Origin of the sequence: Fibrobacter sp. UWR3 (genome assembly GCF_900143055.1) — a bacterium.
Classification (GTDB): Bacteria; Fibrobacterota; Fibrobacteria; order Fibrobacterales; family Fibrobacteraceae; genus Fibrobacter.
Genome location: NZ_FRCW01000005.1, coordinates 102,258 through 128,930, shown reverse-complemented (window position 1 = coordinate 128,930; position 26,673 = coordinate 102,258). Strand labels below are relative to the sequence as shown.

Below are 26,673 nucleotides of genomic sequence, written 5' to 3'. Positions count from 1 at the left end.
ATGAATACGAACCATGTTCCGTTTGAACAGTTGCCCATCACGAACCGTTTCATGTTCGCGCTGGTGTTCAGCCATAAGCACATCGCAAAGCCCTTTCTGGAGGCTCTTCTCGGTGTCAAAATTTTTGACTTGCATGAACCGGAGCCGGAGAAAGCGACCGAAAGCAGCCCCTTTAACAAGGGGGTCCGCTACGATGTATTTGTAAAGGAGCAGGGACCCAAGGGCGAAATCCTCCGCACCTTTGACATCGAGATGCAGATCGAGGACACCCACGAACTGCCGAAGCGCGCCCGTTACTACCAGGCGCTGTGTGACTCAGAAGCATTGAACAAGGGAGAATCCTACCGCAACCTCAAGGAACAGTATATCATGTTCATTTGCCCCGACGACATTTTCGGGTGGGGTAGGGCTGTTTACAAGTTCATGAACTTGGAAAAAGAGCACCCTGAGCATGAATTGGGAGACCTATGCTTCAAAAATTTTTATATATTCAATAAATACAGGGATGTTGCCGAGCAGTCAATCAAGGAGTATCTTGAATATTTCGCGACCAACAAGGCCACATCCCAGGAAACAAAGGACATCGAACGCCAGCGGCAATGGTATCTGTCGGACAACGAAACAAGGAAACGCTATATGACTTGGCAACAGGAAATCGATGATGCAGTGTATGTGGAGCGTGAACGCGCCAATGCGGCGGAACGCCGTGCTGATGAAGAGAAATCTCGCGCCGATGAGGCGGAATCCCGTGCTGACAGGTACGAGAAAATGCTCAAGGAACACGGACTTCTTTAACCAGGGCCTTGGCACGCATTTTTTAGTCAAAAACCGGTCCGCAGGGGCTGGTTTTTGCAAATAGAGTCTTAATGGCCGTCCCTTGGTGGGAACTTTAATAGAAGATTTGCGAAGCGGGCCGCAAAGCTCAAGGCCGAAATGGTGTAGGGTGGGGTTGCGTGCTAAAAGCATCTGCTCATAAAGAGTCCCTATAAGACTGTGACACAGTTTAGTTTACAGCTTCGAAACACCCTCGTCAATCCCAATAAGGTGTTCCTCTCATAGCCTTTAAGGGAATACCCTTGTTTTCGGCACACGAGCGCAACTTTTCTATAAAATCCTTTTCACAGCGAAATTCGTCACAAAAAGGATCTACTGCAAAAGGTTTTCCTTTTTCTAAATATAAATCGAAACCTTCTATTTGGCGGAATATCAACATTCCCGGCTCTTCAACTTCTTTCTCCACCCTTGATGCAGCATCATCCCGTACTTCTTTGGGTCCCAAGAACAATTCCAAAGAGTCGTTTAAAGATTTACCAACATCCGAAACATAAATATGGAGGGTGTCGTTTAACGATAAAGGATTTACCGCCCGTACCACATGTTTTTTCCCATAATAAATACACGAAACCAATTCATCATAAAAGGCCCTGTTCAATGCATAGAGCGAATCCCATTCGCCATCGGCATCCTCATAAGGGATAACTTCGGGAGTCGGCAACCTTGTTACATCATTATTTTGCCGGACACGCAAATTATCTTCTTGTTTAGCACATCCACAAATCAGCAAAATAACCGGCAAATACATCGCAAACCTTTTTACCATTTAAAATACCCCTTATGTTTTATCTCTGCTCATAAAGAGTCCCTATAAGACCTATTTTTGAATATACCTTTATTTATGCAGGTTCACAAGCGTTTTGTCGCTGAAAAAAACAGAAATTTTAGATAAAAGAACTGTAGCTTTGGGTGTTTTTGCTCGTAATACAAAAAAATGCCCAGGCTTTTAACCTGGACGTTTTGTAAGGGAGATCCCCGCCTTCGCGGGGATGACATCCTGAATTACTTCAGAAAGTTCATATACGGCAGCTTGCTGGCGAGTTCCTGCACCTTGTCGGCGTTGGCCATGAGGGCGGAGCGTGCGTGCCAGGAGCCGTCGAGGAACTGGCCGCGGGGGCCGTCGGCGAGCGTGAGCTCGATGGTTTCGTCACCCATCTTGAGCGTGCGGCTTTCGGTGCTCGTGACGAGTTCTTCGCTCGGGTGTGCTTCGATCCAAGCGAGAATCTTGTCGGCCACTTCGTGGCTCACCTTGTAGCAAGGCACGCCAATGGCCACGCAGTTACCGAAGAAGATTTCGGAGTAGCTTTCGGCGATGATGGCGCGGATGCCCCAGCGCTTCAGAGCCTGCGGAGCGTGTTCGCGGCTGGAACCGCAACCGAAGTTCTGGTTCGAGACGAGAATGGAGCCGTTCTTGTAGGCCGGATCGCGGAACGGGTGAACCTTGCCCTGAGCGGCGAGGCCTGCGATATCGTCGGCAAAGGCGTTGTCGCCGAGGCCTTCGAACGTGACGCACTTGAGGAAGCGTGCCGGGATGATACGGTCAGTGTCGATGTCGTTGCCGCGTACAGGAACGCCGGAACCTTTAACAATGTCGATAGAATTCATTTTTTAAATCTCCTTGCGTTACTTGATGTACTTGCGGACGTCGGTGACACAGCCTTCGATGGCGGCGGCGGCCACCATGGCGGGGCTCATGAGGATGGTGCGGCCCGTGGGGCTGCCCTGACGGCCCTTGAAGTTACGGTTACTGGAGGAGGCACTCACCTGGCGGCCCTTGAGCTTGTCCGGGTTCATGGCGAGGCAGAGCGAGCAGCCCGCTTCGCGCCATTCGGCACCGGCTTCCTTGAAAATCTTGTCGAGACCAAGAGCTTCGGCTTCCACCTTGATCTTCATGGAGCCAGGCACCACCCACATCTTGACGGTCGGGGCGACCTTGTGGCCCTTGATGATTTCGGCGGCGGCCTGCAAGTCGCTGAGGCGGCCGTTGGTGCAGCTACCCACGAAGGCGATGTCGATGGGGCGGCCAATCATCTTGGAACCTTCTTCCCAGCCCATGTATTCGTAGGCTTCGGAGATGACCTTCTTTTCGCTGCCGGTAAATTCGTCGATCTTCGGCATGTTGCCGTTCAGCGGAATGGCCTGGGCCGGAGTGATACCCCAGGTAACCATCGGTTCGAGGTTGTCGCAGTTGATTTCGACTTCGTCGTCAAACTGAGCGTCGGCGTCGGTAGCCACGGACTTCCAGTAAGCGACGGCTTCGTCCCACTTGTCGGCCTTCGGGGCGTACGGACGGCCCTTGAGGTATTCGAAAGTCTTTTCGTCGGGGTTGCAGTAACCGACGCGGGCGCCGCCTTCGATAGCCATGTTGCAGACCGTCATACGGCCTTCCATGCCCATTTCTTCGATGACCGGACCGGCAAATTCGTAAGCGTAGCCAACGCCACCGTTCACGCCGAGCTTCGCGATGTAGGCAAGAGCCACGTCCTTGGCGGTCACACCCGGCTTGAGCTTGCCGGTGAACTTGATGCGGCGAGTCTTGAGCGGGCTCATGGCGAGCGTCTGGGTGGCGAGAACGTCTGCCACCTGGCTCGTGCCGATACCGAATGCGATAGCGCCGAAGGCACCGTGCGTTGCCGTGTGAGAGTCGCCGCAGGCAACGGTCATGCCCGGCTGGGTCACGCCTTCTTCGGGGCCCACGATGTGGATAACGCCCTGTTCGGCGGTAGCGGGGCCAAAGAACTTGATGCCGTTGTTCTTGGTGTTGTTTTCGATATGGGAGAACATCTCTTCGGAAATGCCGTCCTTGAGCGGGCGGTTACGTTCCGGGAACGTGGTCGGAATGATGTGGTCCACCGTGGCGAAAGTGCGTTCCGGGAATAGCACCTTCTGGCCTTCTTCGCGGAGCTGCGCAAAAGCCTGCGGGCTCGTGACTTCGTGGCAGAGGTGGAGCCCGATAAAGAGCTGGCACTGGCCGCTCGGGAGCTTAGCTACCGTGTGGCTTTCAAAAATCTTCTGATAGAGTGATTTTCCCATGATTTTGTCTCTTTTTATTCCCGCTGTCATTCTGGAGGGCCGAAGGCCCGATAGAATCCATCAGGATTGTTTTTGGCGTTTTATTGCGGGCACAAATATAGAAAAAAGGGGCTGCGCTGTCTTGCGCCGCCCCCGTCAATCCAAGGAGAAATCCTAGAGGTACTTCTTGAACACGTTCAGGAGGTTGCTGTTCCAGCTTCCCGAGTAGGCTTCGAAGCCGCCCACGCCCGTGAGTCCCCAGTAATGCCAGGACATGTCGTAGCTTTCTGCTGCCTTGATGGCAGCGTCGGTCCACTTTGCACGTTCTTCGCTCGTGGGGCCGTTGCCGCTGCATGTCGATACACCGAATTCACCCATGTTCATCGGGATGTGCCCGCCGTTAATGTCGGGGTAGTGCACGAGGGCGGAATCCACGTATGCCTTGAACTGGTTCGGCATCTTGGAAATGTCGCTATCCTTCAGCCTCGTTCCGCAGTCGTAACCATGACCCTGATGCGTGAAGGAGAACGGTTCGTAGTAGTGGCCCGTGAAGATGATGTTGCCGTCGGCAGGGAGCTGCACGTTGGAAATCTGTGCGAACTTGGAATATCCGTTGCCTTCGAACATAATGGTCTTGCCCGGGGCGTTCTTGCGGATGACCTCGTAGGCGGACATCATCAGGTCGTCAACCTGCTTGTTCTTCATGTCGTGCGGTTCGTTCAAGATTTCGAGAACCACCTGGTCGTCGGCATAGGCGTTCATTGCCTTCGCCACCTGTTCCCACATGCCGAGGAAGCGCTTCTTCTCGTTTTCGTAGCCGCTCGGGTTCCTGTCGTAGTTGACGGCGTAGTTGTTCAGTTCTTCGTAATGGTGGAAGTTCACGATGACGACGAGGCCTTGGGCAAGAGCGAGGTCGATATCGGCCTTCACTCCAGAGAGTCGCCCGTTATCCAGCGTGTAGGGTGAGTTCTGTTCGGCATCGTAGTTCCAGCGCACCGGGAGGCGTACAGACTGGAAACCGGCATCCTTGATAATCTTGAAATATTCGTCCTTGATGCAGTTGCCCCAGCCGCAGTCGGCGCTAGAGCCCTTCTGGCCCTTGGATTCCCAGGCGTTACCGAGGTTGATGCCTGCACCGAGCTTCTTGTTCATGGCGCGGCCCTTGGAGTAGTCAACCGGAGTGGCGTTCAGTTTTTTCCAAGTGGAATTCTGGCATAGGGCATATCCGGATTCGTGCTTGACAATGCTTCCGTTGTTTGCGCTTGTGCACGCTCCGTTCGCCGCTGTAACGGCGATGTCCAGGAGTTCCGCGTCGCTTGCGTATTTCCAGCTGGATTTCTTGCAGATAAACTTCTTTCCGTCCGCTTCCTTGACGGTACCTTCGAGTGCGTCGGTGCATTCGCCAAAGAGTGCGGTGCCTTCGCGGTTCTGGAGGGCAGATGCGGAAGCTATGCGCCAGGTGGTGTCGGCACATACAAATGTATTGCCGTGGTATGCGCTAAGCTGGTTGCTGTTCTCGACAAGCTTCCCCTGGATGGTGGAGTCGCAAACGCCCAGACCGAATTCCTGGAACCAGAAGGTACGGAATTTCTGGTCGAAGCTCGGGAGGGCAGGGGAGATGTTCTCGAGGTAGTAGGAGAGTTCGTCCATCTTCTGCAGGTAGGCCCAGTCGGCAATCTTCGCGCGGATGGTGGCGTCGTCCCAGGAGCCGTCCTTCTCGATGTCGGCGGCGACGTAATCGAGAACGGTCTGCATTTCGGCGGAGGCGTACTCGGACTGGAGCAGGAGAGACATGGCGAGTAGGTTTCCGTCTGCCTCGGTGGCGCCGAGCACGGAGAGGTTACGTGCAGAGACCGTGAAGTTCTTCATGTGGAAGGCCTTCAGCACTTCGCTTTCGGCCTTGCCCTGTGCTTCGGCGTAGCTCATGCCGTTTTCCTTCATGAGGTAGGCGATGCGCGGGGCCTCGAGGTGGGTCATCACGTTCACGTTGGCGGTCTCGCCGTCAATGGCGCGAATCAGGGACTTGAGTGTAATCGATGCGCTTGCATCGCCCATGATGTCGTTGAGGAATGCGCCCGTAGCCTCGAGCATGGCGTACGATGTCATTCCGGTGTATTGCAAGGTGTATTTCCCGTAATCGTCTGCGACCTTGGCGGAGACGCTCTTGCCTGTGGGGGAGAGAGCGTCGTCAAGGAAGGTGAGTTTCACGTCGGAACCCGCCTTGAGGGGCCCTTTTTCGCAAACGCCCGTGAGCGTTCCCGTGTAGCCGCCTTCGGGGGCGGGTTCATCGGGAGCGAGGAACGTGGTATCCTTGGCTTCGGGCACTTCGATAATCTGGCCGTCGCCAATATCGGGGTTGCTGGGAATAACGGTGCCGTCGTCGATGTCGGGGTTGCCGGGGATATCGCCGATGGGTTCGTTGACGGCGCTCGAATTGCTGGAGTCGTCGGAACAGGCAACAAGCGCGCTCATCGGGAGCAGTGCTGCAGAAAGGATTGCCGCGGGGAGTGAAAATTTGCGAATATTCATTGATACCTCACTTACATTCAGAAAAATAGATTCAGAACCGTGCGAAAGGTGATTTTTAAGGGGATAAAACGTTTACTGCTGTTACCAATGTGTCGCGGCTCACACATAATACCGCACGTTCATCGTCTGGGGTATTTAAACCTGCGTTTTTTCACGCGCTCTCGCCTCCGATGGCTCGTCAATACGAGCCACCTACGTCTCACGATACGCCCGCGCGCTCATCGTCTGGGGTATTGAAACCTGCGTTTTAACCCCCAATTTCCCCTAAAAACGCATTTTTGCGCGTGCTTAAACCGCGAGCGGCTTGCAGTGGGGTGAGTGCTCGGTCTACCGTGAGCAACAAAGCCCCTGTTCTTAAACAGGAGCGGTTGCGACCTTTGGACACTTGCGCTTTTATACGATACTTGGTGCTTTAGCACCTTAGTAGAGTTATCCTCTTTGGGGAAGCGCTTAGTGTACATGGCCACCTTTAGGTGGGAGTGAGTGCATACCGGAGAAATTTAAACCCCGGGTGTAGCGCGAGCGGTCTTCATGTGAACGGAAAAGGCCCGTATCAACGGGCCTTTGCAGTGAGAGCGAGTGAGTAACCGGAGGTCTCGACTCCCGAAACGTCGAACGAGCGGTATCTAATTCGTTTGGAACTTATACGCTTCGCGGTAGTATGCCATCATCTCGTTGGTGCTACCGAAAGCCCTGCGGGCCGCATTGCCGACTTCACGGTCCTTTCTCAAGAGTTCGGTGATTTTCGTGTTCACGTCCTTGAAGAACAGGTCGTTGCTTGCCATGTCGACATGGTTCTGTGTGTAGTTCATGTGGTAGCGGCGTTCCAGCATCTGGAAAAGTTCCGTCTGGCAGGCGTTAATGGGAGGATCCCTCTTGATGACGGGCATGTAGCAGGCCTGGATGTAATCCTGCTTCATTTCGACAATCATCTGGTCGATTGCAGGGATGTCGTGACGTGCGTCGTGACTTGCAAGATCTGCCTTAGGGGTTTTGATGCCAGAGCAGCCGGCCAACAGTGCTGCTGCGAGAATGAGAGAGGCCACATATCCATACTTCATTTTTAATGTTTCTCCGTGTTGTTTTTCACGTACATTCCCATTTCCCTAAACCATGGGTAAAGTTATTTAATTGTTGATTAGTTGGCGATAGTGAATTTGTAATTATTTCCTTACCAACGCCCCAAAACAGCAAAATAAAAGTTTCGTTGTGACACGTGTCACTCCGATTTTCGGAACGATTTGTGACGGTGCGCACAAATTGCTTTTTGGGGGTGCTGAAACGCCTTTTAGGGGTTGTTCGGCTTGAACTTGTAGTACCACGCGATGGGGTCGATTACTTTGTACTTAACGTTGCCGATGCGGTTGTTCCCGCGCCTGTCAATCACGCCTGTAACCACGTGTGCGTGCGGCCCGGTGGTGTGTCCGGTCATGCCGACTGTCGCAATCGGGTCGCCCTGCATAACCTCTTGCCCGTCAAGATAAAGTAACTGGTCGCAGTGCATAAAGAGCATTACGTCCTTTTCGCGTACAAGCCCGATAACTACGCCGCCGCGCTCGTCCCTGCTGGTGTATGCCTTCGCGGAGAACGGGGCCAGAATGCGTGCGCCCTTGCGTGATGCGAGGTCGATGCCGTTGTGCTTTCGCCCGCCGATTCCCCTCTCGTTGTAGAACTCGGTTATGTAGGCGATGCTATCGGAGAGAATGGAGGTCCAGTATTTCCATGCGGCGCCTATGGAATCGGCTGCGGTCTTGCCCAGGTTGTCGGGGCGCGAGAACTTGATGACCGTCCCTTGCGGCGGCACGGCGAGCGCGTTAGATTCCCAGCCCTGGCCCTTGTAGCCGTTTTCGCTTATCGTTTCTTCCAGGTACTGGCGAATCATCTTGTCGTCCGAAATCACTGCGTTGAATCGCCCGATGGCGTAGCGTGCGATGCGCCTCAGGTTTTCCTTGCCGTCGAACGTGTAGTCGAACGAGGGGGCGACCGAGAGCTTGTTCCTTTCGGGAATGCGGTCGCGCATGTTGGAATGCGTGGTCTCGATGCTCGTGGGGTAGATGAACGGCACGAGGAGCGCCACCAGCAGGAACAGCGGGAAGAGGTTGCGGAACAGCCTCGAGAGCCCTTCCATCGGGTTCTTCTTGAGGATTTCTTCCTTCAAGATCCACTGCACGCATTCGGCGAGCGCTTCGGCCGCACCTTCGATGCCGCCCTTGACCTTCTTGCGGATATCCTTGCTCGATCCCTTCCTGATGGCCTTTACGCACTTGGGGAAGCGCTTCTTTTCGGGCATTTTTTCGAGGAGCCACAGAATGTTCATCTTGCGAAGTGGCGCGCAGTCCTCGATAAACGCCGCCGCCTCGTCGGTACTGTTGCCGCCCACGAGCACTATTTTGGCGATGTCGAGAATCTTTTCGTCGAGGGCGGTGGGGTCGTCGCCCGGGAGGATTCCGACCGTGTGCGGCACCATCTTCTTGATGAGCTGCAGGTTGTGGTAGAACGTGCGGAAGTGTTCTTCGGTTATGTCGAGCGTGCCGAAGCCCGCGAACACGAGCCCCGCCTGCTTTGCGCCTTCGAGCGATTGCAGCTCGTCGTTGTTTAGAATTCGCGTGAAGAGGTCCTTCAGCGGGATTCCCGTATTGCCCTCGCGTTTTTGCGAGAAGTCGAATACTACAAAAGACGCGCCAGCGTTAAGTGCCAGCGCGAATTTTTCTAAGGCCTCGCAGGGTGCCGGGCTTCCTGGGAAAACCGCGAACACCAGTTCGCCTTGAGCATACAGGTAGTCAAGAACCTGACGCTGCATGCGCGATTAGACCTTGGCTGCTCCTCTCGGGCCCCTCGGGTAAGAGAATCCGGAAGGGGGAGCGGGGACGAACTTGTCTACCTGCATGTAGAGTTCTTCGGGGCTTGCGGAGGGGTTGAAGTAGATTTCCTGGTTCCTGTTCTGGCTACGGCCCTTGAGGGGTTCGCCGCGACGGCCGCGGGAAACGACGCCGAGCGGGAGCACTTCGAGCATCGGGAGCAGGCCGAAGTAGCGGAAAAGGCTGAAGTTCTTCTGCCAGGTGGCGCGTTCGGCGAGGATGGCGAAGGTGCCTTCCATGACGGACTTGGACTGCAGCAGGTCATCGGAGGTCATGGTGACGAGTTCGTGGTTCGTCGGGAAGTTGTTGACGAAGTTGACGAGGTCGCCCTTGAGGTAGTTGGCGTCGCAGAGGAATACGAATTTCATAGTTTGTCCTGGATTGATTTATTTGTTTTTTACAAAAATAATTTTTTGGTCCTTTTCTGTCACGTTCAAAAAGGCACGAATTGTGAATTTTCGGAACTTTTTGTTCCGTTTCCGTGTAAACTTTTTGTAAAAACACGAAGTTTGCGTTTTTCTGTCATTTTTCTGCGTTTTGCCGTTTATTCCAACTTGGAACATTCCATGTGTTTTTTGCGCTAAGTCGTTGACAGTCAACGACTTACGTGTTATTTTAGCCGCAAACCCTTTGGAAATTGCCGTTTTTTTGCGAAAAAAGGCGTTTTTTTGTGAAATAAATACATTATATTTGGACACCGAGATCATGTTATGATTTACAAGCGTCATTTGGAGATGCTTGTGGTATGTTTAATGGGAGATAGTAAATGAAGAAAAGAATGAATTGGCCTGTAACTGCGCTTTTGGCATCGGCTGGAGTGTTAGCCTCTGTCGTTATCGCGCAGGAAAATTCTGATAGTGCACCGGCGGTAGAAAACAATGCCCCGTCGGTAAACGGGATTCCTGGCGAATCGATTAACGAGGGTGGCAAGTTTGCGCCGATCAAGCTCGACAACTACGTGTCCGACGATATGGATAAGCCCGCGCAGCTCAAGTGGTCTGTTTCGGGCAACAAGAGCATCAAGGTGACTATTTCTGCCGACCGCGTGGCGAACCTGCAGGTGCCCGACCAGTACTGGAACGGTTCCGAAGACATCACCTTCGAGGCGAAGGACACGAAGGGTGCGGTTGGTTCCGAGACGGTGAATTTCTCTGTCGAGTCCGTGAACAATCCGCCGGTGATGAAGGATATCCCGGAACAGACGATTGACGAAGGCAAGCAGTTCGCGAAGATTAAGCTCGACGACTTCGTGACCGACCCCGACCACCCGAAGGACCAGATTCTTTGGGAATTCGACATTCAACCGGCAGGTAAGGATCAAGCCGACGGCGACTTGAATGTCGAAATTGACCCGAAGCGCGTGGCGACCATCATTATCCCCGATACCAACTGGTACGGTGCTGCAAAGATTACGTTTACGGCGACTGACGGCGAGTATGCGAGCGACAAGAAGACGGCCCTCTTTACGGTGAAGGCCATCAACGACGCCCCGATAATCCAGAAGATTCCTGACCAGACCATCGACGAGAAGAACGAGTTTGAGTCCATCTCCCTGACCGATTTCGTTTCCGATGTCGATGATGACGTGTCGAAACTCAAGTGGACCATCGCAGGCAACAAGGACCTCAAGTTCGATATCGACAAGTACGGTACTGCGAACATTAAGATTCCGAACGAATTCTGGAACGGTTCCGAAACAGTGACCTTCACGGCGACCGACCCCGCTGGTGCGGCCGTTAGCACGAAGGCCACCTTCACGGTGAAGTCCATCAACGACCCTCCGGAGTTCACGAAGGACGTGCCTGAACAGACGATTGAAGAAAAGCAGGAATTCAAGCCGGTTGAACTTTCGCAGCTCGTGAAGGACCCGGACCACAAGATGGAGCAGCTCAAGTGGGAAGTCTCCGGCAACAAGGACCTGAAGGTGAAGATTGCCGGTGGCGTTGCAACCATCAGTATTCCGAACAAGTTCTGGAACGGTTCCGAGACGCTCAAGTTCAAGGTGTGCGACCCGGCGAATGCCTGTGCCGAATCTGAGGCTAGCTTCACGGTGAACTCCGTGAACGACAAGCCTGAATTTGCAAAGCAGATTCCGAACCAGACTATTGACGAGAAGAAGCAGTTCCAGAAGATCAAGCTGGACGAATTCGTGAAGGATGCCGACCACAAGAATTCCGAACTCTCCTGGGATGTGGACGTGAAGCACCAGGGCAAGGAACCGGAATCCGGCACGCTCAACGTGAATATCGACGAGAGCCGCGTTGCCTCCATCGAGATTCCGGACCAGTACTGGAACGGTACCGCAATCGCGACCTTCACCTGCACCGACCCGGAAGGCGCTTCTATCAAGCAGGCTGTTACCCTCACTGTTACTTCTATAAACGACAAGCCGGTGTTCACGAAGATTCCGGACCAGGAAGTCGAAGAGAAGTCCGAACTTTCTTCCATCGTGCTTGACGAGTTCCTCTCTGACCCGGACCACGACATCTCGAAGCTGAAGGTCGAGGTTTCCGGCAACAAGGATATCAAGGTCAACATCAACCAGAAGACCCGCGAGGTCACGTTCAAGACCCCGAACGAACTCTGGAACGGTTCCGAGACCGTGACGTTCACGGCGACCGACCCGGATGGGGGAGTCGCGAAGACCTCGATGAAGCTTTCCGTGAAGTCCATCAACGACCCGCCGGTCATGAAGGATATCCCGGAACAGACCGTGAAGGAAAAGCAGCAGTTCAAGCCTGTTGAACTCGACAAGTATGTCGATGACCTCGACCACGGTAAGGATAAACTCAAGTGGACCATCACGGGCAACCGCGAACTCAAGGTTTCTGTCGATGGCAACCGCGTGATGAAGGTGACGCCGCCGAGCCCGCAGTGGAACGGCTCCGAGACGCTCACCATCAAGGTGACTGACCCGGAAGGCGCAACCGACGAGCGCTCCATCGCCTACACGGTTGAATCCGTGAACGACGTTCCTGAATTTGTAAAGCAGGTGCAGCCGCAGACCATCAAGGAAAAGGAACAGTTCCAGCCCATCAAGCTTGGCGAAATGGTGCGAGACCTCGACAACAAGTCTTCTGAACTTACCTGGGCGTTCGAAATCAAGCCCGCTGCCGGTTCCAAGAAGAAGGAAACTGGCCTGAACGTTGAAATTGACGCCCAGATGGTGGCGAAGATTTCTATCCCGGACAAGTACTGGAACGGTGCCGAAGAAATCACGTTTACCGTGTCTGACCCGGAAGGCGCGAAGGCTTCTTCGAAGGCCGTGTTCACCGTGACCTCCGTGAACGACGTGCCGACTCTCAAGAAGATTCCGGACCAGATGATTGAAGAAAAGCAGCAGTTCAATTCCGTGAACCTTGCTGAACTTGTAAGTGACGCTGACCACGATTTCAAGGACCTGAAGTGGACGGTCGCTGGCAACAAGCAGTTGAAGATTGATATCGACAAGAACGGTACGGCGACCATCAAGACTCCGGATGCCAAGTGGAACGGCTCCGAGAAGGTGACCTTTACCGTGACTGACCCGGAAGGCGCTTCTGCCAAGAGCGACGCCGTGTTCACCGTGAAGTCCATCAACGACGTGCCGGTGATGAAGGATATCCCGAGCCAGAAGATCAAGGAGAAGGAACAGTTCAAGACCATCGCCCTCGACGACTTCGTGAAGGACGAGGACCACGACAACTCCAAGCTCAAGTGGACGTTCTCCGGCAACAAGGATTTGAAGGTCCAGATGGATAGCAAGCGCGTGGTAACCGTTACCGCCCCGAACAAGTTCTGGCATGGCGAAGAGACGGTCAAGTTCACCGTGACCGACCCGGAAGGCGCTGCTGACAGCCGCTCCGTGAAGTTCACCGTGGAATCCGTGAACGACCTGCCGGTGTTCGCGAAGCCCATCAAGGACCAGACCATTCCCGAAAAGCGCGAGTTTGCGATTATCAACCTCGCGGACATCGTGAGCGACCCGGACCACAAGCCCGAACAGCTCACCTGGAGCTTTGACGTGAAGGGTGCAAAGGGTGCTGCTAAGGGCTATACCCCGAAGCTCTCCGTGAAGGTCGAGAACCGCATGGCGCGCATCGTGATTCCGGACAAGAACTGGAACGGTGCGGAAGAGATTACGTTCAAGGTGGAAGATCCGGAAGGCGGCAAGGCTACCTGCACGGCCCTCTTTACCGTGACCTCCGTGAACGACGCCCCGACCATCGGCAAGATTGACGACCAGACCATCGAAGAAAAGCAGGAATTCGCTCCGATTGACCTCGCTTCCATCATCAAGGACCCGGACCATCCGTTCGAGAAGCTGAAGATTGAAGTGACCGGCACCAAGGAACTGAAGATTGATATCAGCAAGGATGGCAAGGCTACCGTCAAGACCCCGAACAAGATGTGGAACGGTACCGAGAAGGTGACGTTCGCCGTGACCGACCCGGAAGGCGCTTCTGCCAAGACTCAGGTGGCCTTTACCGTGAAGTCCATCAACGACGTGCCGGTGATGAAGGATATCGCCGACCAGACCATCAAGGAAAAGGGCCAGTTCAAGCCTATCGAACTTGACAACTTTGTGGAAGACCTCGACCACCCGAAGAACAAGCTCAAGTGGAAGATCGAAGGCGCCAAGGAACTCAAGGTGCAGATGGACGGCAGCCACAAGGTGACCGTCACCCAGCCGAACCCGAACTGGCACGGTTCCGAGAAGGTCAAGTTCACTGTGACTGACCCGGAAGGCGCAACCGACAGCCGTACCGTTACCTTCACCGTGGAATCCGTGAACGACGCTCCTGAATTTGTGCGCGAACTCAAGGACCAGACCATTGACGAGAAGAAGCAGTTCCAGCCCATCAAGCTGGCTGACCTCGTGAAGGACCCGGACCACAAGGCTTCCGAAATCAAGTGGAGCTTCGACGTGAAGCCTGCGAAGGCTGGCGCCGCTGAACCCGCGAAGAAGGGCAAGAAGGGCGCGAAGGAAGAAGAAAAGGTGCCTGCAGGCGATATGCTGAAGGTGAAGATTGATGCCCAGCAGGTGGCCACCATCGAAATCCCGAACAAGTACTGGAACGGTGCGGCAAACATCACGTTCACCGCTACCGACCCGGAAGGTGCGAAGGTTTCGAAGACCGCCCGCTTCGAGGTGCGTTCTATCAACGACTCTCCGAAGATTTCGGACAAGGCCCCGCAGGGTGAAACTATCCGCGAGGGTGGCCGCTTCAAGACCATCGACCTTTCTAACCTCGCTCATGACCCGGACCACGCCGCATCCAAGCTCAAGTGGACTGTTTCCGGCAACAAGCAGCTGAAGGTCGATATGCGTAAGGATAACACCGTGATTGTGTCCGTGCCTGACCCGCAGTGGTCTGGCCGCGAGATGCTCACCTTCACGGTGACCGACCCGGAAGGTGCATCTGCCAACCACAAGATGACCTTCGAGGTGACCCGCGTGAACGACCCGCCGACGCTCGCGAAGAAGATTCCTGACCAGAAGATCAAGGAAAAGGAACAGTTCAAGCAGATCAAGCTCGACGAATACGTGAAGGACCCGGACAACAAGCCGAACGAACTCGTGTGGAAGGTTACGGGCAACAAGCAGCTCAAGGCTGAAATTTCCCCGAGCCGCATCCTTACCGTTTCTGCTCCGGATAAGTACTTCTGGTGCGCACCCGAGACGATGGTGCTTATCGTGAAGGACCCGGACGGCGCAGAAACGTCGCAGACGGTGACCTTCGAGATTACCTCCGTGAACGACTCTCCCGAAATGAAGGACATTCCGGACCAGAAAATCAAGGAGAAGGGCCAGTTCAAGGATATCGACCTGAACAAGTTCGTGCGTGACCCGGACCACAAGCCCGAACAGCTTACTTGGACCGCTACGGTCGCGAAGGTTGGTGGTGCTGCTCCGGCCCCGAAGAAGCAGGAGAAGAAGAAGCATGCGAAGAAGGGCAAGAAGGGCGCCAAGGAAGAGAAGGAAGAAGAAGCCGCTCCGGCACCCGCCCCGGCTGATGACTTCCAGGTAGAAATCGACAACAGGAACATCGCCCACATCAAGATTGCCGACAAGTACTGGCATGGTGAACGCAACGTGACCTTCACGGTCACCGACCCGGAAGGCGCTAAGGCCTCGAAGACTGCGAACTTCCTCGTGGAATCCGTGAACGACGCTCCGGTCATCAAGTCGATTCCTATCCAGTCTATCCAGGAGAAGGAACACTTCAAGCCCATTGAACTCTCGCAGTATGTTTCTGACCCGGACCATGCGTTTGGCGCCCTCAAGTTTGAGGTGGGTTCTACCCGCTCGCTGAAGACATCCGTGAACAGCAAGAAGGAACTTGTGGTCACGACTCCGGACAAGTTCTGGAGCGGTACCGAGAAGGTGAAGGTCGATGTGATTGACCCGGAAGGCGCGAAGGCATCCGTGCAGATTACCTTCGAGGTGACTCCGGTGAACGACCCGCCGGTCGTGCATGCCATCCCGAGCCAGAAAATCAAGGAAAAGGAAAAGTTCGATCCGGTCGACCTCTCGAAGGCCGCTACCGACCCGGACAACAAGCCTGCCGAACTCCGCTGGTCTGTTTCGGGCAACAAGGACCTGAAGGTTGATATCAAGGGCAGCCGCGCCATGGTGGTGACCCCGAACCCGAACTGGTTCGGCAAGGAAACCCTCACGTTCACCGTGAAGGACCCGTCTGGTGCTAGCGCTTCCAAGACCGCCACCTTCGAGGTGACTCCGGTCAACGACCCGCCGACCCTCAAGCCGGTGCAGCCGTTCGTCATCGAAGAAAAGAAGCAGTTCCAGCCGTTCGACTTCAGCAAGGTGGTGAACGACCCGGATAACAAGCTCAGCGAACTCAAGTGGACGCTCGATAACGACAAGCCGGGTGCAAAGGAAGCCCCTGCCAAGAAGGGCAAGAAGGGCAAGCATGCCGAACCCGAGGCCGCTCCTGTGAAGCATGAACTCATCTTCAACATCAGCGACAAGGGCGTGTTGACCTGCGAAACCCCGAACAAGTACTGGTACGGTACTGAAACCGTGACGGTGAACGTGTTCGACCCGTCGGGCGAGAAGGCCTCCGTGAACGTGAAGTACACGGTGAAGCCGGTGAACGACCCGCCGGTCGTGAAGGAAATCCCCGACCAGGAAACGCTCGAAGGCAAGTCCTTCAAGGCTATTAAGCTTGACCAGTACGTGACTGACCCCGACCACAAGCCGCACGAAATCAAGTGGAAGGTGACGGGTGCCAAGATGCTCGACGTGATGATTTCCGGTGGCCGTGAAGCCGTCGTGAAGCCCAAGAAGCAGGATTGGTTCGGCGAAGAAACGCTCGTGTTCATGGCTCAGGACCCGGCCGGCGGCATGGACAAGACTGTGGTGAAGTTCGTGGTGAAGCACGTGAACGCCGCTCCGGTGATGCGCGATATGCCCGACTACACTATCAAGGAAGACGACAACCACGGCGTGCTCGCGGTTATCAAGACCGATCAGTATGCCCGCGACAAGGACCACAGGCCTGAAGAACTCAAGTGGAGCTGGACCGGCAACAAGTTCCTTGACGTGAAGCACGACAGGTTCAAGAGGACGATTACGGTTGCCCAGCCGCACGAAAACTGGAACGGCAAGCCGGAACGCATTACCTTCACGGTCACTGACCCCGAAGGCGCGAAGGCCTCGAAGACCGCCACCTTCACGGTGATTGCCGTGAACGACCCGCCGGTTGCGAAGTCCCAGACGTACATGACCCAGGAAGGCGAAGTGCTCAAGGTGCCTGCTTCTGAAGGCCTGTTCGCCGGTGTGCTTGATCCGGATGGCGAAAAGCCCGTGTCTGCCCAGCTGGTGCAGCGCCCGCGCAACGGTAAGATTGACCTGAACGAACGTGACGGTAGCTTCACCTACACGCCGAACAAGGGATTCTCCGGCCTCGACGAGTTCACCTTCAAGGTGAAGGACCCGGGTGGAGTCTACTCGAAGGTCGAAACTGCCGAAATCAACGTGACCTTCAAGATGAAGGACCTGCGCGGAAATGCTCCGAAGCCGGCTCCGAAGGTTGAAGAGCCGAAGGAAGAGGAAAAGCCCGCCAAGGCCGACAAGAAGGGCAAGAAGAAAAAGAAAAAAAGGTAGCCTCTAGGCAGTAATTCAAATTTGAAACCCGCGCCATAAGCGCGGGTTTTTCTGTATTTTGCCAGCGTTCCTGAAGTGCTTGCAGAGCGTGCACGGATCGTATAGCGTAGGATTATGTGTGGGGGAGATGACGGGAATGGGGAATAAACGAAAAACCCTCTCTTTCGAGAGGGTTTTATCGCGGGATAGACGAGGCTTGAACTCGCAACCTCCGGCGTGACAGGCCGGTGCTCTAACCAAAATTGAGCTACCACCCCAGAGTGGTTTTGACCGATAAATCAGTCAACGAGCCAAATATACAAATGATATTGCTTCTTGTCAAGTGGATTTTTGTCTTTTTCTAAAAAATAAATGGAATTTTGGCTAATGTGCCATTGGGATATCCAAAATAGTACGTAACCCGTGCCGATACTGGGCTTTGGCAATAATCTTTAAAAATGGGTACCAAATGGGGGTGTTTTGTTCGTTTTGGTACCCATTTTTTAGAACAAAGTAATTGTTTAGGAACGCAGAGAAGGGTAAAATGTGTGCAAAATGGCTCCGGATGGGTACTAAAATGTGTTTTTTGTCTGTTTTGGTACCCACTTGCGGTCGAATTATGCTCAAATGCAATTGAATATCGTATGACGGGTTGTGTATAAACTAAAATTTTGGGTACCAAATGGTTCGATTAGAGGTAATTTGGTACCCATTTTGGACTGATTTCTGTTTTTTTTGGTCTGGATCCTTCGCCCTGTCGTCCTAATGGTCTCCAGGGTTCAGGATGACACAGCCTAACGACTGTGTCACTTCTGGCCGGGGTACTTGACACGCGTATGGAACGTGCCGTCCAGGCTGTGCAGGAATTCCTTTTCGAGCTTGAAGAGTTCCCTGATGGAGAGGTCGCACTCGCTGAACTGCCCCTCGTCGAACCTGCCGTGGATGGTCTTGTGGATCATGTCGGCAATGGCCTCGGGGCTCTGGTCGGTCATGGAGCGGCTTGTCGCCTCGATGATGTCGGCGAGCATGAGGATTGCCGTTTCCTTGGTCTGCGGCTTGGGCCCGTTGTAGCGGAACTTGGATTCGTCGACGGTCTTGCCTTCGGCCTTGGCCTGTTCGACAGCCTTGTAGTAGAAGTACTGTATGAGCGTTGTACCGTGGTGTTCGCGGATGCCCGCGGTAACGATATCGGGCAGTTTGTATTCCTTCGCGAGCATCGCGCCGTTCTCCACGTGCCCGACGATGATGGAGGCTGAGTATTCCGGCCTGTTGTCGTCGTGCGGGTTGATTCCCTGCTTCTGGTTTTCGGTAAAGTACTCGGGGCGCGTCGTCTTGCCTATATCGTGGTAGAGCGCCATGACGCGCACTAGGAGCGCGTCGGCGCCGATGCTTTCGGCAACCTTCTCGGCGAGGTTAGAAACCTGGATGCTGTGGTGGAACGTGCCCGGCGCAAGTTCGGAGATGCGCTTGAGCGCAGGCCTGTTGAAGTCGGACATTTCCATGAGCGTGAGGACGGTGGTGATGCCGAAGATGCGCTCGATGAGGTGGATAAAGAACACCGAGGCGATTGCCGTGCAAATCATGATGTTCACGGAGCCCGCGATAAGCGTCTGGTAGAAGGGGATGAGACCCATGCGGTTACGCAGCAGGAACATGACGCATATTGCGCCTGCAAGCCCCACGATACCCGCGATGATGGACCAGATGAACTGGATGCGGTAACGGATGCGTATGAGCGGGGCGGTGAGGATGGAAAGCACGCAGAACACGGCGACCGTCGCGGCGAGGTCGTAGCCGTTCAGGATGCCGAAGATGATGGACGAGAAAGCACTGAAGGCGATACCCACGCGCTGTTCGTAAAGCACCATCGCTATAACGGGCGTGAGGGCGAACGGGTACATCCACATGAAGTCAATGCCCTCGGGGAGCGGCATCATTTCGAGCTTGTTGAGGTTGCCCGAGAAGTTGTGCATGAGCCAGTAGACGGCGAGCTGGAGGGCGATGAGCGCCATAAGGCTCCAGAGTTGGCGCGGGGTGCGCAGCGACTTGGTGGCCGTGGAGAACGCGAAGAAGCAGAACAGCACGGTAATGATGATGAAGAATACGAGCATCTGGCCATAGGGGGCCGTAAGCGTGCGTGCGTTTTCTTCTTTCTGCTGGGCCTGCTGGAACGCCTCGAGCTTTTCGAGGACTTCCTTGGTGACGGGGGTACCCTGCGTGACGATTTCAACTCCGCGCGGGACCATGCCCTTGATGAGCGTGACCTTGTTGCGGGCCTCCTGTTTGCGGGCGAGCGTCTCCTTTTCGAGGTAGAACACGTTGGGGAGCGTAAACACGTACAAGACTTCGTAGAATGCGCTCTGCAGGCCCTGTTCGGTGGGGAAGGCGCGTTGCAGCTGGCTGAACGCCTCTTCGATGCGGCGCTGGATGGGCTGGATTTCGCTCACTTCGAGCGTGTTCTCTTCGCTGTCCTTGATGAGCGATACCGTGGGCTTGTTGTAGATGAGCGCCTTGGTGTTCTGCAGGTTGTAGTTGTTGCTGAAAAGCTGGACTTCGGTTTCGGTCTTTGCGATGAGCGTGTTGGAAACGCCCTTTTCGAGCATGCGGTTGAAAATGGCGAGGAGCGAGTCGCGCGCCTTCGCGTTCTGGCTGAGCGGGCGGATCGCGGTGACGGACACGCGCTGCTTGAGGGTTTCGTAGATGCGGCTAGCCTGCTGCACCTTCCTCTGCAGGGAGTCTCCGTTCTCGCTGTTTGCGCCGTTCGCGCTAATCTGGGCCTGCAGGTTGCCGTACTGGGCGAGCTTCTGCAGGTACTGCTTGAGGTCTTCGCTGATGCGGTTCGTCTCGTCGGTGTTGTACCCGAAGATGGCGCTCACCTTCTCTTCGGCGCGCTGGCGCTCGGCTTCGATTTCCTGCTTGGACTTGGGAATGTCGAACTTGAGCGTCGAGACGATGGTGCGCGTGCTCAGCTGGCCGAGGTGCGGGTGTTCTGCCTGCAGGGCGATGTTCTTGTCGGGGAAAAGGAAGATGGCGAGCGCCGTTATGAGCACCCACCCGATAACGAGGTGTAACCTTTTCTGCTTCTTTTTCATTTTCTCTTTTCCTTTTGTTCGTAGGCGAGGAGAATGTCTTTCACGAGCGGGTGGCGCAGCACGTCGGTCGCGCCAAAGGTAATCTGCGCGATTCCGTGTATGCCCGAAAGTATGCGCATGGCGTGCTTGAGGCCGGATTCTTCGCCCTTCGCGAGGTCGACCTGCGAGGTGTCGCCCGTTATGATTGCCTTGCTGTGCGGCCCGAGGCGTGTGAGGAACATCTTCATCTGCGCGACGGTCGTGTTCTGCGCCTCGTCGAGGATGATGAATGCCCGCTTGAGCGTGCGCCCGCGCATGTAGGCGAGCGGGGCCACTTCAATTGCGCCAGATTCCTCGTAGCGGCGGAGTTTTTCTGCCGGCAGGAGTTCGGAGAGGCTGTCCTGGATGGGGCGGAGGTAGGGGGCAATCTTTTCCTTGAGGTCGCCGGGCAGGAACCCGAGAGTCTCGCCCGCCTCGACTGCCGGGCGGACCAGGCAGATGCGTTCGGCTTCGCGGTTCTCGAGGCTTGCGACAGCGAGCGCCACCGCAAGGAACGTCTTGCCGGTACCGGCGGGCCCCTTCGCGAAGATGACGTCGTTTTTCGCGACCGCCTTCACCAGTTCGACCTGCGAGCGGGTCTTGGGCGCAATCGCGACACCGAACCGGTTGCGGATGATGGGTTCGGTCGGGATGCCGTCCAGTTCGTGCACGTTCTGGGGCTGGGGGCCGCCTAAGAGGCGCTCCACCTCGGCTGCGGTATGGATATCTCCGTTGCGTGCGCTCACCTTGAGCTGGTCGAGAACGGCAAATAGGCCCTGGATATCGGCATCCTTGCCCCCGACAACGGTGAGTCCGGGAAGCCTGCTCTGTATTTCAACGCAAAAACGGCTCTCCAGTAACCGGAAAACCGCTTCGTTTTCACCTGAAATCATTCGCTTCAGGTTATCTGATATGGAATAATGTTCCAAGTTGCCTACTCGGCGTCGGGACGTTCCACAGGAATACCGAGCTTGTTCTTGGCGTCGAAGATTTCCTTGCGGAGCTTATGGTTTTCTTCGGTAGCGGCCATGGCTTCGTCTTCGGTCTTCTTCAGCTTGTTTTCGTCAATGACTTCCTTGGGGGCTGCAGCCTTCTTGCTGCTGCTGCCGCCTTCGACTGCGGCGGCATCGTCACCGTCATCGTAGCTGCTATCGTCGCTACCACCGGAAGAACCGGCACAGGCGGTCAAGAGTGCAAAAGAAAGAGAGGCAAGGATAAGTTTCCATTTTTTTGTAAGAGACATTTGTTCAGGCTCCATTCTAGTCTGTGATGCCTAAAATGTATATAATTTATGGAGAAAAAAGTGTAAAAAAGGTAAATTTTATACATGCAAACGCTCAAAAACCTCAAAAAAACTTATTCCCAGGTGTTTATTTCGTCGCCGGACTATGATTCCAGGGCCGTTTATGCCCGCAGGCGGCAGTTTATGCTCAAAAATCTCGATTCCTTCTGCATTTTTGCGGGTATGCCCCGCGATCCGGGGAGCGAGGAGGCTTTTACCGAGACATGGACCCGCTTTGTGCAGGAACCTTCGTTCCTCTACCTTACGGGTATAAACCAGGCGGGCTGTTACCTGGTGCTGGACCCGAAAAGCAAGTCGGAAACCCTGTTTGTGCCGCGCAAGGACCCGTTCAAGGAATTCTGGGTGGGCAAGCGCCTCGGATACTTGGAAAAGGACAGCGATGTCGCGAGGTTGACGGGAATCAGGGACGTGCGGCCGGTCGAGGAATTCGATGCCGTACTCGAGAAACTGTGCAAGAAGTATGCGAAGACGGGCTTTGCCTACGCGCTCTATTTCGATACGCTCCAGGGCGACCATAATGACAGGTTCTACCGCAAGTACAGGCGTTTCATGTCGAGGTTTTCGATGAAGTTGCGGTCCGTTGCCGAACTGCACTGGAAAGACAGGCTCGTGCTCGGGCCGGAACGCATCGCGGATGCCCGCGTGGCGCAGGTGGCGACGGATGCTGCCTTCCGGGCGGTACTCCCGAAGGTAAAACGCATGCAGAACGAACGGGAACTGTACCTGACGCTCAACTACGAGATGCAGATGCGCGGTGACGGTGACCTTGCCTTCCCGACGATATGTGCGGGTGGCGCGAACGCCTGTTGCTTGCATTACGTGAAGAACGACGAACAAATTAACAGGAACGACCTGATTCTCCTGGATTTCGGCGTGCGGTACGGTACCCTCCATAGCGATATATCCCGCACGATTCCTGCATCGGGCAGGTTTGACCCGCTGCAGGCGATGCTCTACCAGATTGTGCTCGATTCCGCCCGCGAGTACCAGAAGGCGGTACGGCCCGGCGTAAGCCTGCGGGAAATCGGCGGAATCCCGTGGGAATACATTATGCGCGAACTTGATACCCGCCTGGTGAAGGGAGCCAGGGGCAAGTTCAAGCTGCTCTACGACAAGCGCCCGCATGGAGTGAGCCACTTTATTGGCGAGCAGATTCACGAGGGGGCTCCGGGGTCGCGTTCGCTGGATAGCGTCCTCGAGCCGGGCATGCTCATTTCGTGCGAGCCGGGGCTTTATGGCGAATTCGAGGCTACGATAGGCGGGAAGCGCTATCGCGAGAAGATTGGCATCCGCATCGAGGACGACCTGCTCATCACGAAGAACGGCTTCGAGAACATCTCTACCGCGATTCCCAGGGAAATCAAGGAAATTGAACGTTTGATGAAGTGAGCAGGGGGGGGCTTTCCCGCGATGTCGGTACCCCATTTTTCTAGATTTGGGGCAGTCTTAATTAATAAGGCTGACATACAGGGAATTAAAAATGTGGAAAGCTAAAGGCTCCGTCCGTTATTTTTTATCAATTCTAGCAACGGCGTTTGTGCAGATGGGCGTGTTCATCTATGCCCAGAAAATCCTCTCGGGTTCATTTTCCAATGTGGAGAGCGGCCAGACCTGGCAGACGTTCATGCTCCAGATATTCTTCGTTGCGCCCTTCGTGCTGATGATCTGGCCGGCGGGGTTCTTCACGAGCCGGTTCTCCAAGAACAAGGTGCTTGCGTGGTCATCGCTCCTTATGACCCTGTTTGTGACGGCGCAGGCGGTGCTTGTGACCTGCGACTGCCCGCGTGTCGCCTTCTGGCTTGCCATTGGCCTGTCTTCGGGTTTTGCCGTCCACAGTGCCGCTAAGTACGCCATTATCCGCGAGATGTTCGGCGTCCATAACCTGAGTTACGCGAACGCTTTCCTGCAGATTTTCTCCCTGATTGGCATAATCGCCTCGAGCTGGCTTGCCATCGTTGGCGTGAACCTTATCGACCTTCAGGCGCTTGTGCGCTACGAGGCTGTCGGGGTCATTATTTCGAAGTCTGTCGTGATTCCCTGGATTCTCGTTACGGTGAGCGTGCTCGGTACGGTCGCTAGTTTCCTTATCCCGAAGGTCAAGTACAACGACAAGAACATCAAGTTCTCCGTTGCCCGCCGCCGCCTGAGCTTTGGCTGGCGTCACCGCACGCTCCGTGCCTCCATTATCGCTCTCTCGATGTTCTGGGCTCTTGCCCAGGTGTTCCTGCTTGTGTTCCAGGATGTTTCGGGTTCGCAGACGGTCAACACCATGCAGAACTACCTCGCGTTTGCCGTCGTGGGCCTCGTGGTGGGGTCCATCATTGCGGCGCATAACTCGAAGGATTTTATCGAGACGGGCTTTGTGCCGCTCGGCATGATTGGCGCATCGCTCTGTATGTTCCTTATCCCGTTCTTCGTGCATCCGGTGGCGCTCTCTATCCTCTACACGGCAATCGGTATCTTCGGCGGCATGTTCCTCGTTCCGGTGAATGCGCTCTTGCAGTACAACACCCGCCCCAACAATTCGGGCTGGGTCATTGCGCTCGCGAACATGATACAGGCCCTTGTGCTCGTGGTGTTCCTGTTCATCTATTCCTCGCTGGTCCGCTACACGTCTCTTGAACCGCCGTATTACTTTATCGGCCTCGCGCTCATTTCGGTGGGCGTGTTCTACTGGTCCATTCTGAACCTTCCGCAGGCGCTTGTCCGCTCGCTGTTGCGCCTGGTGTTTAGCCGTTACAAGATTCGCGTGCTCAACGTGGGCAATATCCCGAACGACGGTCCGGTGCTCCTGGTCGGTAACCACCACAGCTTTATTGACTGGGCTATGGTGCAGATGGCCTGCCCGCGCCCGCTGTGCATCGCTAGCAACAAGGACCATTTCGAGAAGTGGTACCTGCGCTCCATGCTCAAGCGCTTGGGGAGCATCCGTATCGATAACCGCCACCCCGAAGACGCCATGAAGAAGATTCACGAGAAGCTCATGGCGGGCCACGCGGTGGTGATTTTCCCGACGGGCGAGGTGGCCCGTTCCCCGCACGTTGAACCGTTCAGCATCGACTACTCGAAGGCGGTAGAGGGCACCGACGCTCAGGTCGTGCCGTTCTACATCCAGGGCCTGTGGGGCTCCAACTACAGTTATAGCGGTTCCGACATGTACGGCGCTTCTGCGGAACGTACCGTGACCGTCGCATTTGGCGAGTCCATTCCCGCAACTACACCGGCAAACGAGGTCCGCACCATCATCCGCAACATTTCCATAAGCGCCTGGAACTATGCGGTCTCGTTCGTGAAGCCTATCGGCGACAGCTGGATTCGCACCTACAAGAAGTACGTGAAGCACGGCCCTGCCATATACAATCCCGATGGAGGGCACTTCTCCGGCTTCAAGCTGATGGGCGCGGTTATCGCGTTCAGCAGGCACCTGAAGAAGATTCTTGGCCCCGACGAGAAGAACGTGGGCATCATGTTGCCGCCTTCTCCGGCAGGCGTCATCGTGAACCTCGCTCTCTGGCTCCTGGGCAAGACGAACGTGAACCTGAACTACACCTCCTCTGTGGACAACGTAAAGTTCTGCGCCGCCCGCGCCGACGTGAAGACGGTGATTACGAGCAGGCAGTTCGTGGAAAAGCTCAAGATGCGCGGTAACGACTACTCGCAGATTGCAAGCGACAAGCTCCGCATTTTCTATGCGGAAGACTTCATGAAGGTTATCCCGAAGGCGAAGATTGCGTTCTACCTGGTCTTCTGCATTATTGCACCGTGCTGGCTTATCAAGTTCTGCTTCCGCAAGCGCATGAAGCTCGACGATATCGCCGCTATCATGTTCAGCTCGGGTTCCGAGGGAACCCCGAAGGGAGTGATGCTGAGCCACAGGAACCTCATGGGTAACATCCAGCAACTTGCGTGCATTTTCAATGTGACCCGCGCCGACGTGATGCTTTCGGAACTCCCGCTGTTCCATAGCTTTGGCCTTACGGTGACAACGCTCTTGAACCTCACGGAAGGCTGCCCGATTGTAACCGTGGCCGACCCGACCGACGTGAAGACGATGGCGCGAGTTTGTGCGGAATTCCGCGTGACTGCGTTTGTTGCAACCCCGACGTTCTTGCGTGCATTTACGATTAGCCGCTACGTGCACCCGATGGCGCTCAAGTACGTGCGCCTGATTATCGCGGGTGCCGAAGCCCTGCGCCCCGAACTTGCGACCGCGTTCCGCCTCAAGTTCGGTAAGGAAATCTACGAGGGCTACGGCTGTACCGAGACCGCCCCGGTGGCAAGTATCAATACCGAGAACAACCTGCATAGCGACTACATGACCATGCAGGTGAACAACAAGCCCGGTACGGTGGGCATGGCGCTCCCGGGCTCGCAGTTCCTGATTGTGGACCCCGATACGAACGAGCCCTTGCCTACGGGCGAGGCGGGTATGATCCTTATCGGTGGCTGCCAGGTGATGGTGGGCTACCTCAAGGACGAGGAACGCACCAAGAGCGTGATTACGATGATTAACGGCAAGCGCTACTACCGTACGGGCGACAAGGGCTACCTCGACGAAGATGGCTTCCTCACGATTGTGGACCGCTACAGCCGATTTGCCAAGCTCGGTGGCGAGATGGTGAGCCTCGGTGCAGTGGAAAAGAAAATCCAGGATACGCCGGTGCTCGAGGGGTGCGACTACGTGGTGACCTCCATTCCGGATTCCGCGAAGGGCGAGAAGATTGTGCTCCTTTACCAGGGTGATAAGGACCCGAAGGACGTGCTTTCGGAACTGCGCGCAAGCGGATTCCCCCCGATTATGCTGCCTGCGGTGGCGTATGCGGTGGAGAAGGTTCCGAAGCTCGGTACCGGAAAGGCTGACTTTACCACAGCTAAGAAACTCGCGAAAGAACTGGCGGGAGCAAAGTGACCAATGTGTAGTGTGTAATGAGGAATGAC

14 protein-coding genes and 1 tRNA gene are annotated in these 26,673 nt (G+C 55.2%); 4 read left to right on the top strand and 11 right to left on the bottom strand.

The features are described 5' to 3' along the window. Positions 1 to 795, top strand: a complete 795-nt coding sequence (locus BUA44_RS08140) for an Rpn family recombination-promoting nuclease/putative transposase (RefSeq protein ID WP_072810669.1) — start codon at positions 1 to 3, stop codon at positions 793 to 795. 235 nt (positions 796 to 1,030) lie between these two features. On the opposite strand, the gene BUA44_RS08135 is transcribed toward BUA44_RS08140, so the two are convergent. The 7 genes from BUA44_RS08135 to BUA44_RS08105 all read right to left on the bottom strand — a co-directional run bounded on the left by BUA44_RS08135 (position 1,031) and on the right by BUA44_RS08105 (position 9,601). Further along, the gene (locus BUA44_RS08135) at positions 1,031 to 1,600 is read right to left on the bottom strand and encodes a hypothetical protein (RefSeq protein ID WP_072810667.1); all 570 of its coding nucleotides are present in this window, start codon (positions 1,598 to 1,600) and stop codon (positions 1,031 to 1,033) included. A 236-nt stretch (positions 1,601 to 1,836) separates the two neighbouring features. Continuing rightward, positions 1,837 to 2,439, bottom strand: coding sequence for a 3-isopropylmalate dehydratase small subunit (locus tag BUA44_RS08130; RefSeq protein ID WP_072810665.1), 603 nt, complete (start codon positions 2,437 to 2,439; stop codon positions 1,837 to 1,839). Between the two features lie 18 nt (positions 2,440 to 2,457). After that, positions 2,458 to 3,867 (bottom strand): 3-isopropylmalate dehydratase large subunit, encoded by a 1,410-nt coding sequence (leuC, locus tag BUA44_RS08125; protein WP_072810663.1) that lies wholly within the window; start codon positions 3,865 to 3,867, stop codon positions 2,458 to 2,460. 153 nt (positions 3,868 to 4,020) lie between these two features. Continuing rightward, positions 4,021 to 6,375 (bottom strand): glycoside hydrolase family 5 protein, encoded by a 2,355-nt coding sequence (locus BUA44_RS08120; RefSeq protein ID WP_072810661.1) that lies wholly within the window; start codon positions 6,373 to 6,375, stop codon positions 4,021 to 4,023. Between the two features lie 626 nt (positions 6,376 to 7,001). Beyond that, positions 7,002 to 7,436 carry a hypothetical protein gene (locus tag BUA44_RS08115; protein ID WP_072810659.1) on the bottom strand — a complete coding sequence of 145 codons (435 nt, stop codon included), beginning with the start codon at positions 7,434 to 7,436 and terminating at the stop codon, positions 7,002 to 7,004. A gap of 227 nt (positions 7,437 to 7,663) precedes the next feature. Further along, entirely contained in the window at positions 7,664 to 9,175 is a 1,512-nt protein-coding gene (locus BUA44_RS08110) for a M23 family metallopeptidase (protein WP_072810657.1), read from the bottom strand. Positions 9,176 to 9,181: 6 nt separating this feature from the next. After that, positions 9,182 to 9,601, bottom strand: coding sequence for a hypothetical protein (locus tag BUA44_RS08105; RefSeq protein WP_072810655.1), 420 nt, complete (start codon positions 9,599 to 9,601; stop codon positions 9,182 to 9,184). A 398-nt stretch (positions 9,602 to 9,999) separates the two neighbouring features. On the opposite strand from BUA44_RS08105, the gene BUA44_RS08095 reads away from it, so the two are divergent. Beyond that, positions 10,000 to 17,343 carry a tandem-95 repeat protein gene (locus BUA44_RS08095; protein ID WP_255370492.1) on the top strand — a complete coding sequence of 2,448 codons (7,344 nt, stop codon included), beginning with the start codon at positions 10,000 to 10,002 and terminating at the stop codon, positions 17,341 to 17,343. Positions 17,344 to 17,524: 181 nt separating this feature from the next. Here BUA44_RS08095 and BUA44_RS08090 read toward each other — a convergent pair. The 4 genes from BUA44_RS08090 to BUA44_RS08075 form a co-directional block, all read right to left on the bottom strand. Beyond that, a tRNA-Asp gene (locus tag BUA44_RS08090) sits at positions 17,525 to 17,600 on the bottom strand. Between the two features lie 528 nt (positions 17,601 to 18,128). Further along, a complete protein-coding gene (locus tag BUA44_RS08085) occupies positions 18,129 to 20,414 on the bottom strand; it encodes an HD family phosphohydrolase (protein WP_072810649.1) in 2,286 nt (761 codons plus the stop codon). Then, on the bottom strand, positions 20,411 to 21,325 hold the full coding sequence (locus BUA44_RS08080) for a PhoH family protein (protein WP_083579540.1): 915 nt from the start codon (positions 21,323 to 21,325) through the stop codon (positions 20,411 to 20,413). The genes BUA44_RS08085 and BUA44_RS08080 overlap by 4 nt, the downstream gene beginning before the upstream one ends. 41 nt (positions 21,326 to 21,366) lie before the next feature. Continuing rightward, on the bottom strand, positions 21,367 to 21,675 hold the full coding sequence (locus tag BUA44_RS08075; RefSeq protein ID WP_072810647.1) for a hypothetical protein: 309 nt from the start codon (positions 21,673 to 21,675) through the stop codon (positions 21,367 to 21,369). Between the two features lie 84 nt (positions 21,676 to 21,759). Between BUA44_RS08075 and BUA44_RS08070 the strand changes: the two genes are divergently transcribed. Both BUA44_RS08070 and BUA44_RS08065 read left to right on the top strand, forming a co-directional pair. Beyond that, entirely contained in the window at positions 21,760 to 23,124 is a 1,365-nt protein-coding gene (locus BUA44_RS08070; RefSeq protein WP_072810645.1) for an aminopeptidase P family protein, read from the top strand. Positions 23,125 to 23,215: 91 nt separating this feature from the next. After that, positions 23,216 to 26,644 (top strand): MFS transporter, encoded by a 3,429-nt coding sequence (locus BUA44_RS08065; protein WP_072810643.1) that lies wholly within the window; start codon positions 23,216 to 23,218, stop codon positions 26,642 to 26,644. The last annotated feature ends 29 nt before the right edge of the window (positions 26,645 to 26,673 follow it).

Bases quoted from the DNA above. Each gene is read 5' to 3' on its own strand.
- BUA44_RS08140 (WP_072810669.1), top strand. From the start codon at position 1: ATGAATACGAACCATGTTCCGTTTGAACAGTTGCCCATCACGAACCGT.
- BUA44_RS08135 (WP_072810667.1), bottom strand. From the start codon at position 1,600: ATGGTAAAAAGGTTTGCGATGTATTTGCCGGTTATTTTGCTGATTTGT.
- BUA44_RS08130 (WP_072810665.1), bottom strand. From the start codon at position 2,439: ATGAATTCTATCGACATTGTTAAAGGTTCCGGCGTTCCTGTACGCGGC.
- leuC (WP_072810663.1), bottom strand. From the start codon at position 3,867: ATGGGAAAATCACTCTATCAGAAGATTTTTGAAAGCCACACGGTAGCT.
- BUA44_RS08120 (WP_072810661.1), bottom strand. From the start codon at position 6,375: ATGAATATTCGCAAATTTTCACTCCCCGCGGCAATCCTTTCTGCAGCA.
- BUA44_RS08115 (WP_072810659.1), bottom strand. From the start codon at position 7,436: ATGAAGTATGGATATGTGGCCTCTCTCATTCTCGCAGCAGCACTGTTG.
- BUA44_RS08110 (WP_072810657.1), bottom strand. From the start codon at position 9,175: ATGCAGCGTCAGGTTCTTGACTACCTGTATGCTCAAGGCGAACTGGTG.
- BUA44_RS08105 (WP_072810655.1), bottom strand. From the start codon at position 9,601: ATGAAATTCGTATTCCTCTGCGACGCCAACTACCTCAAGGGCGACCTC.
- BUA44_RS08095 (WP_255370492.1), top strand. From the start codon at position 10,000: ATGAAGAAAAGAATGAATTGGCCTGTAACTGCGCTTTTGGCATCGGCT.
- BUA44_RS08085 (WP_072810649.1), bottom strand. From the start codon at position 20,414: ATGAAAAAGAAGCAGAAAAGGTTACACCTCGTTATCGGGTGGGTGCTC.
- BUA44_RS08080 (WP_083579540.1), bottom strand. From the start codon at position 21,325: ATGATTTCAGGTGAAAACGAAGCGGTTTTCCGGTTACTGGAGAGCCGT.
- BUA44_RS08075 (WP_072810647.1), bottom strand. From the start codon at position 21,675: ATGTCTCTTACAAAAAAATGGAAACTTATCCTTGCCTCTCTTTCTTTT.
- BUA44_RS08070 (WP_072810645.1), top strand. From the start codon at position 21,760: ATGCAAACGCTCAAAAACCTCAAAAAAACTTATTCCCAGGTGTTTATT.
- BUA44_RS08065 (WP_072810643.1), top strand. From the start codon at position 23,216: ATGTGGAAAGCTAAAGGCTCCGTCCGTTATTTTTTATCAATTCTAGCA.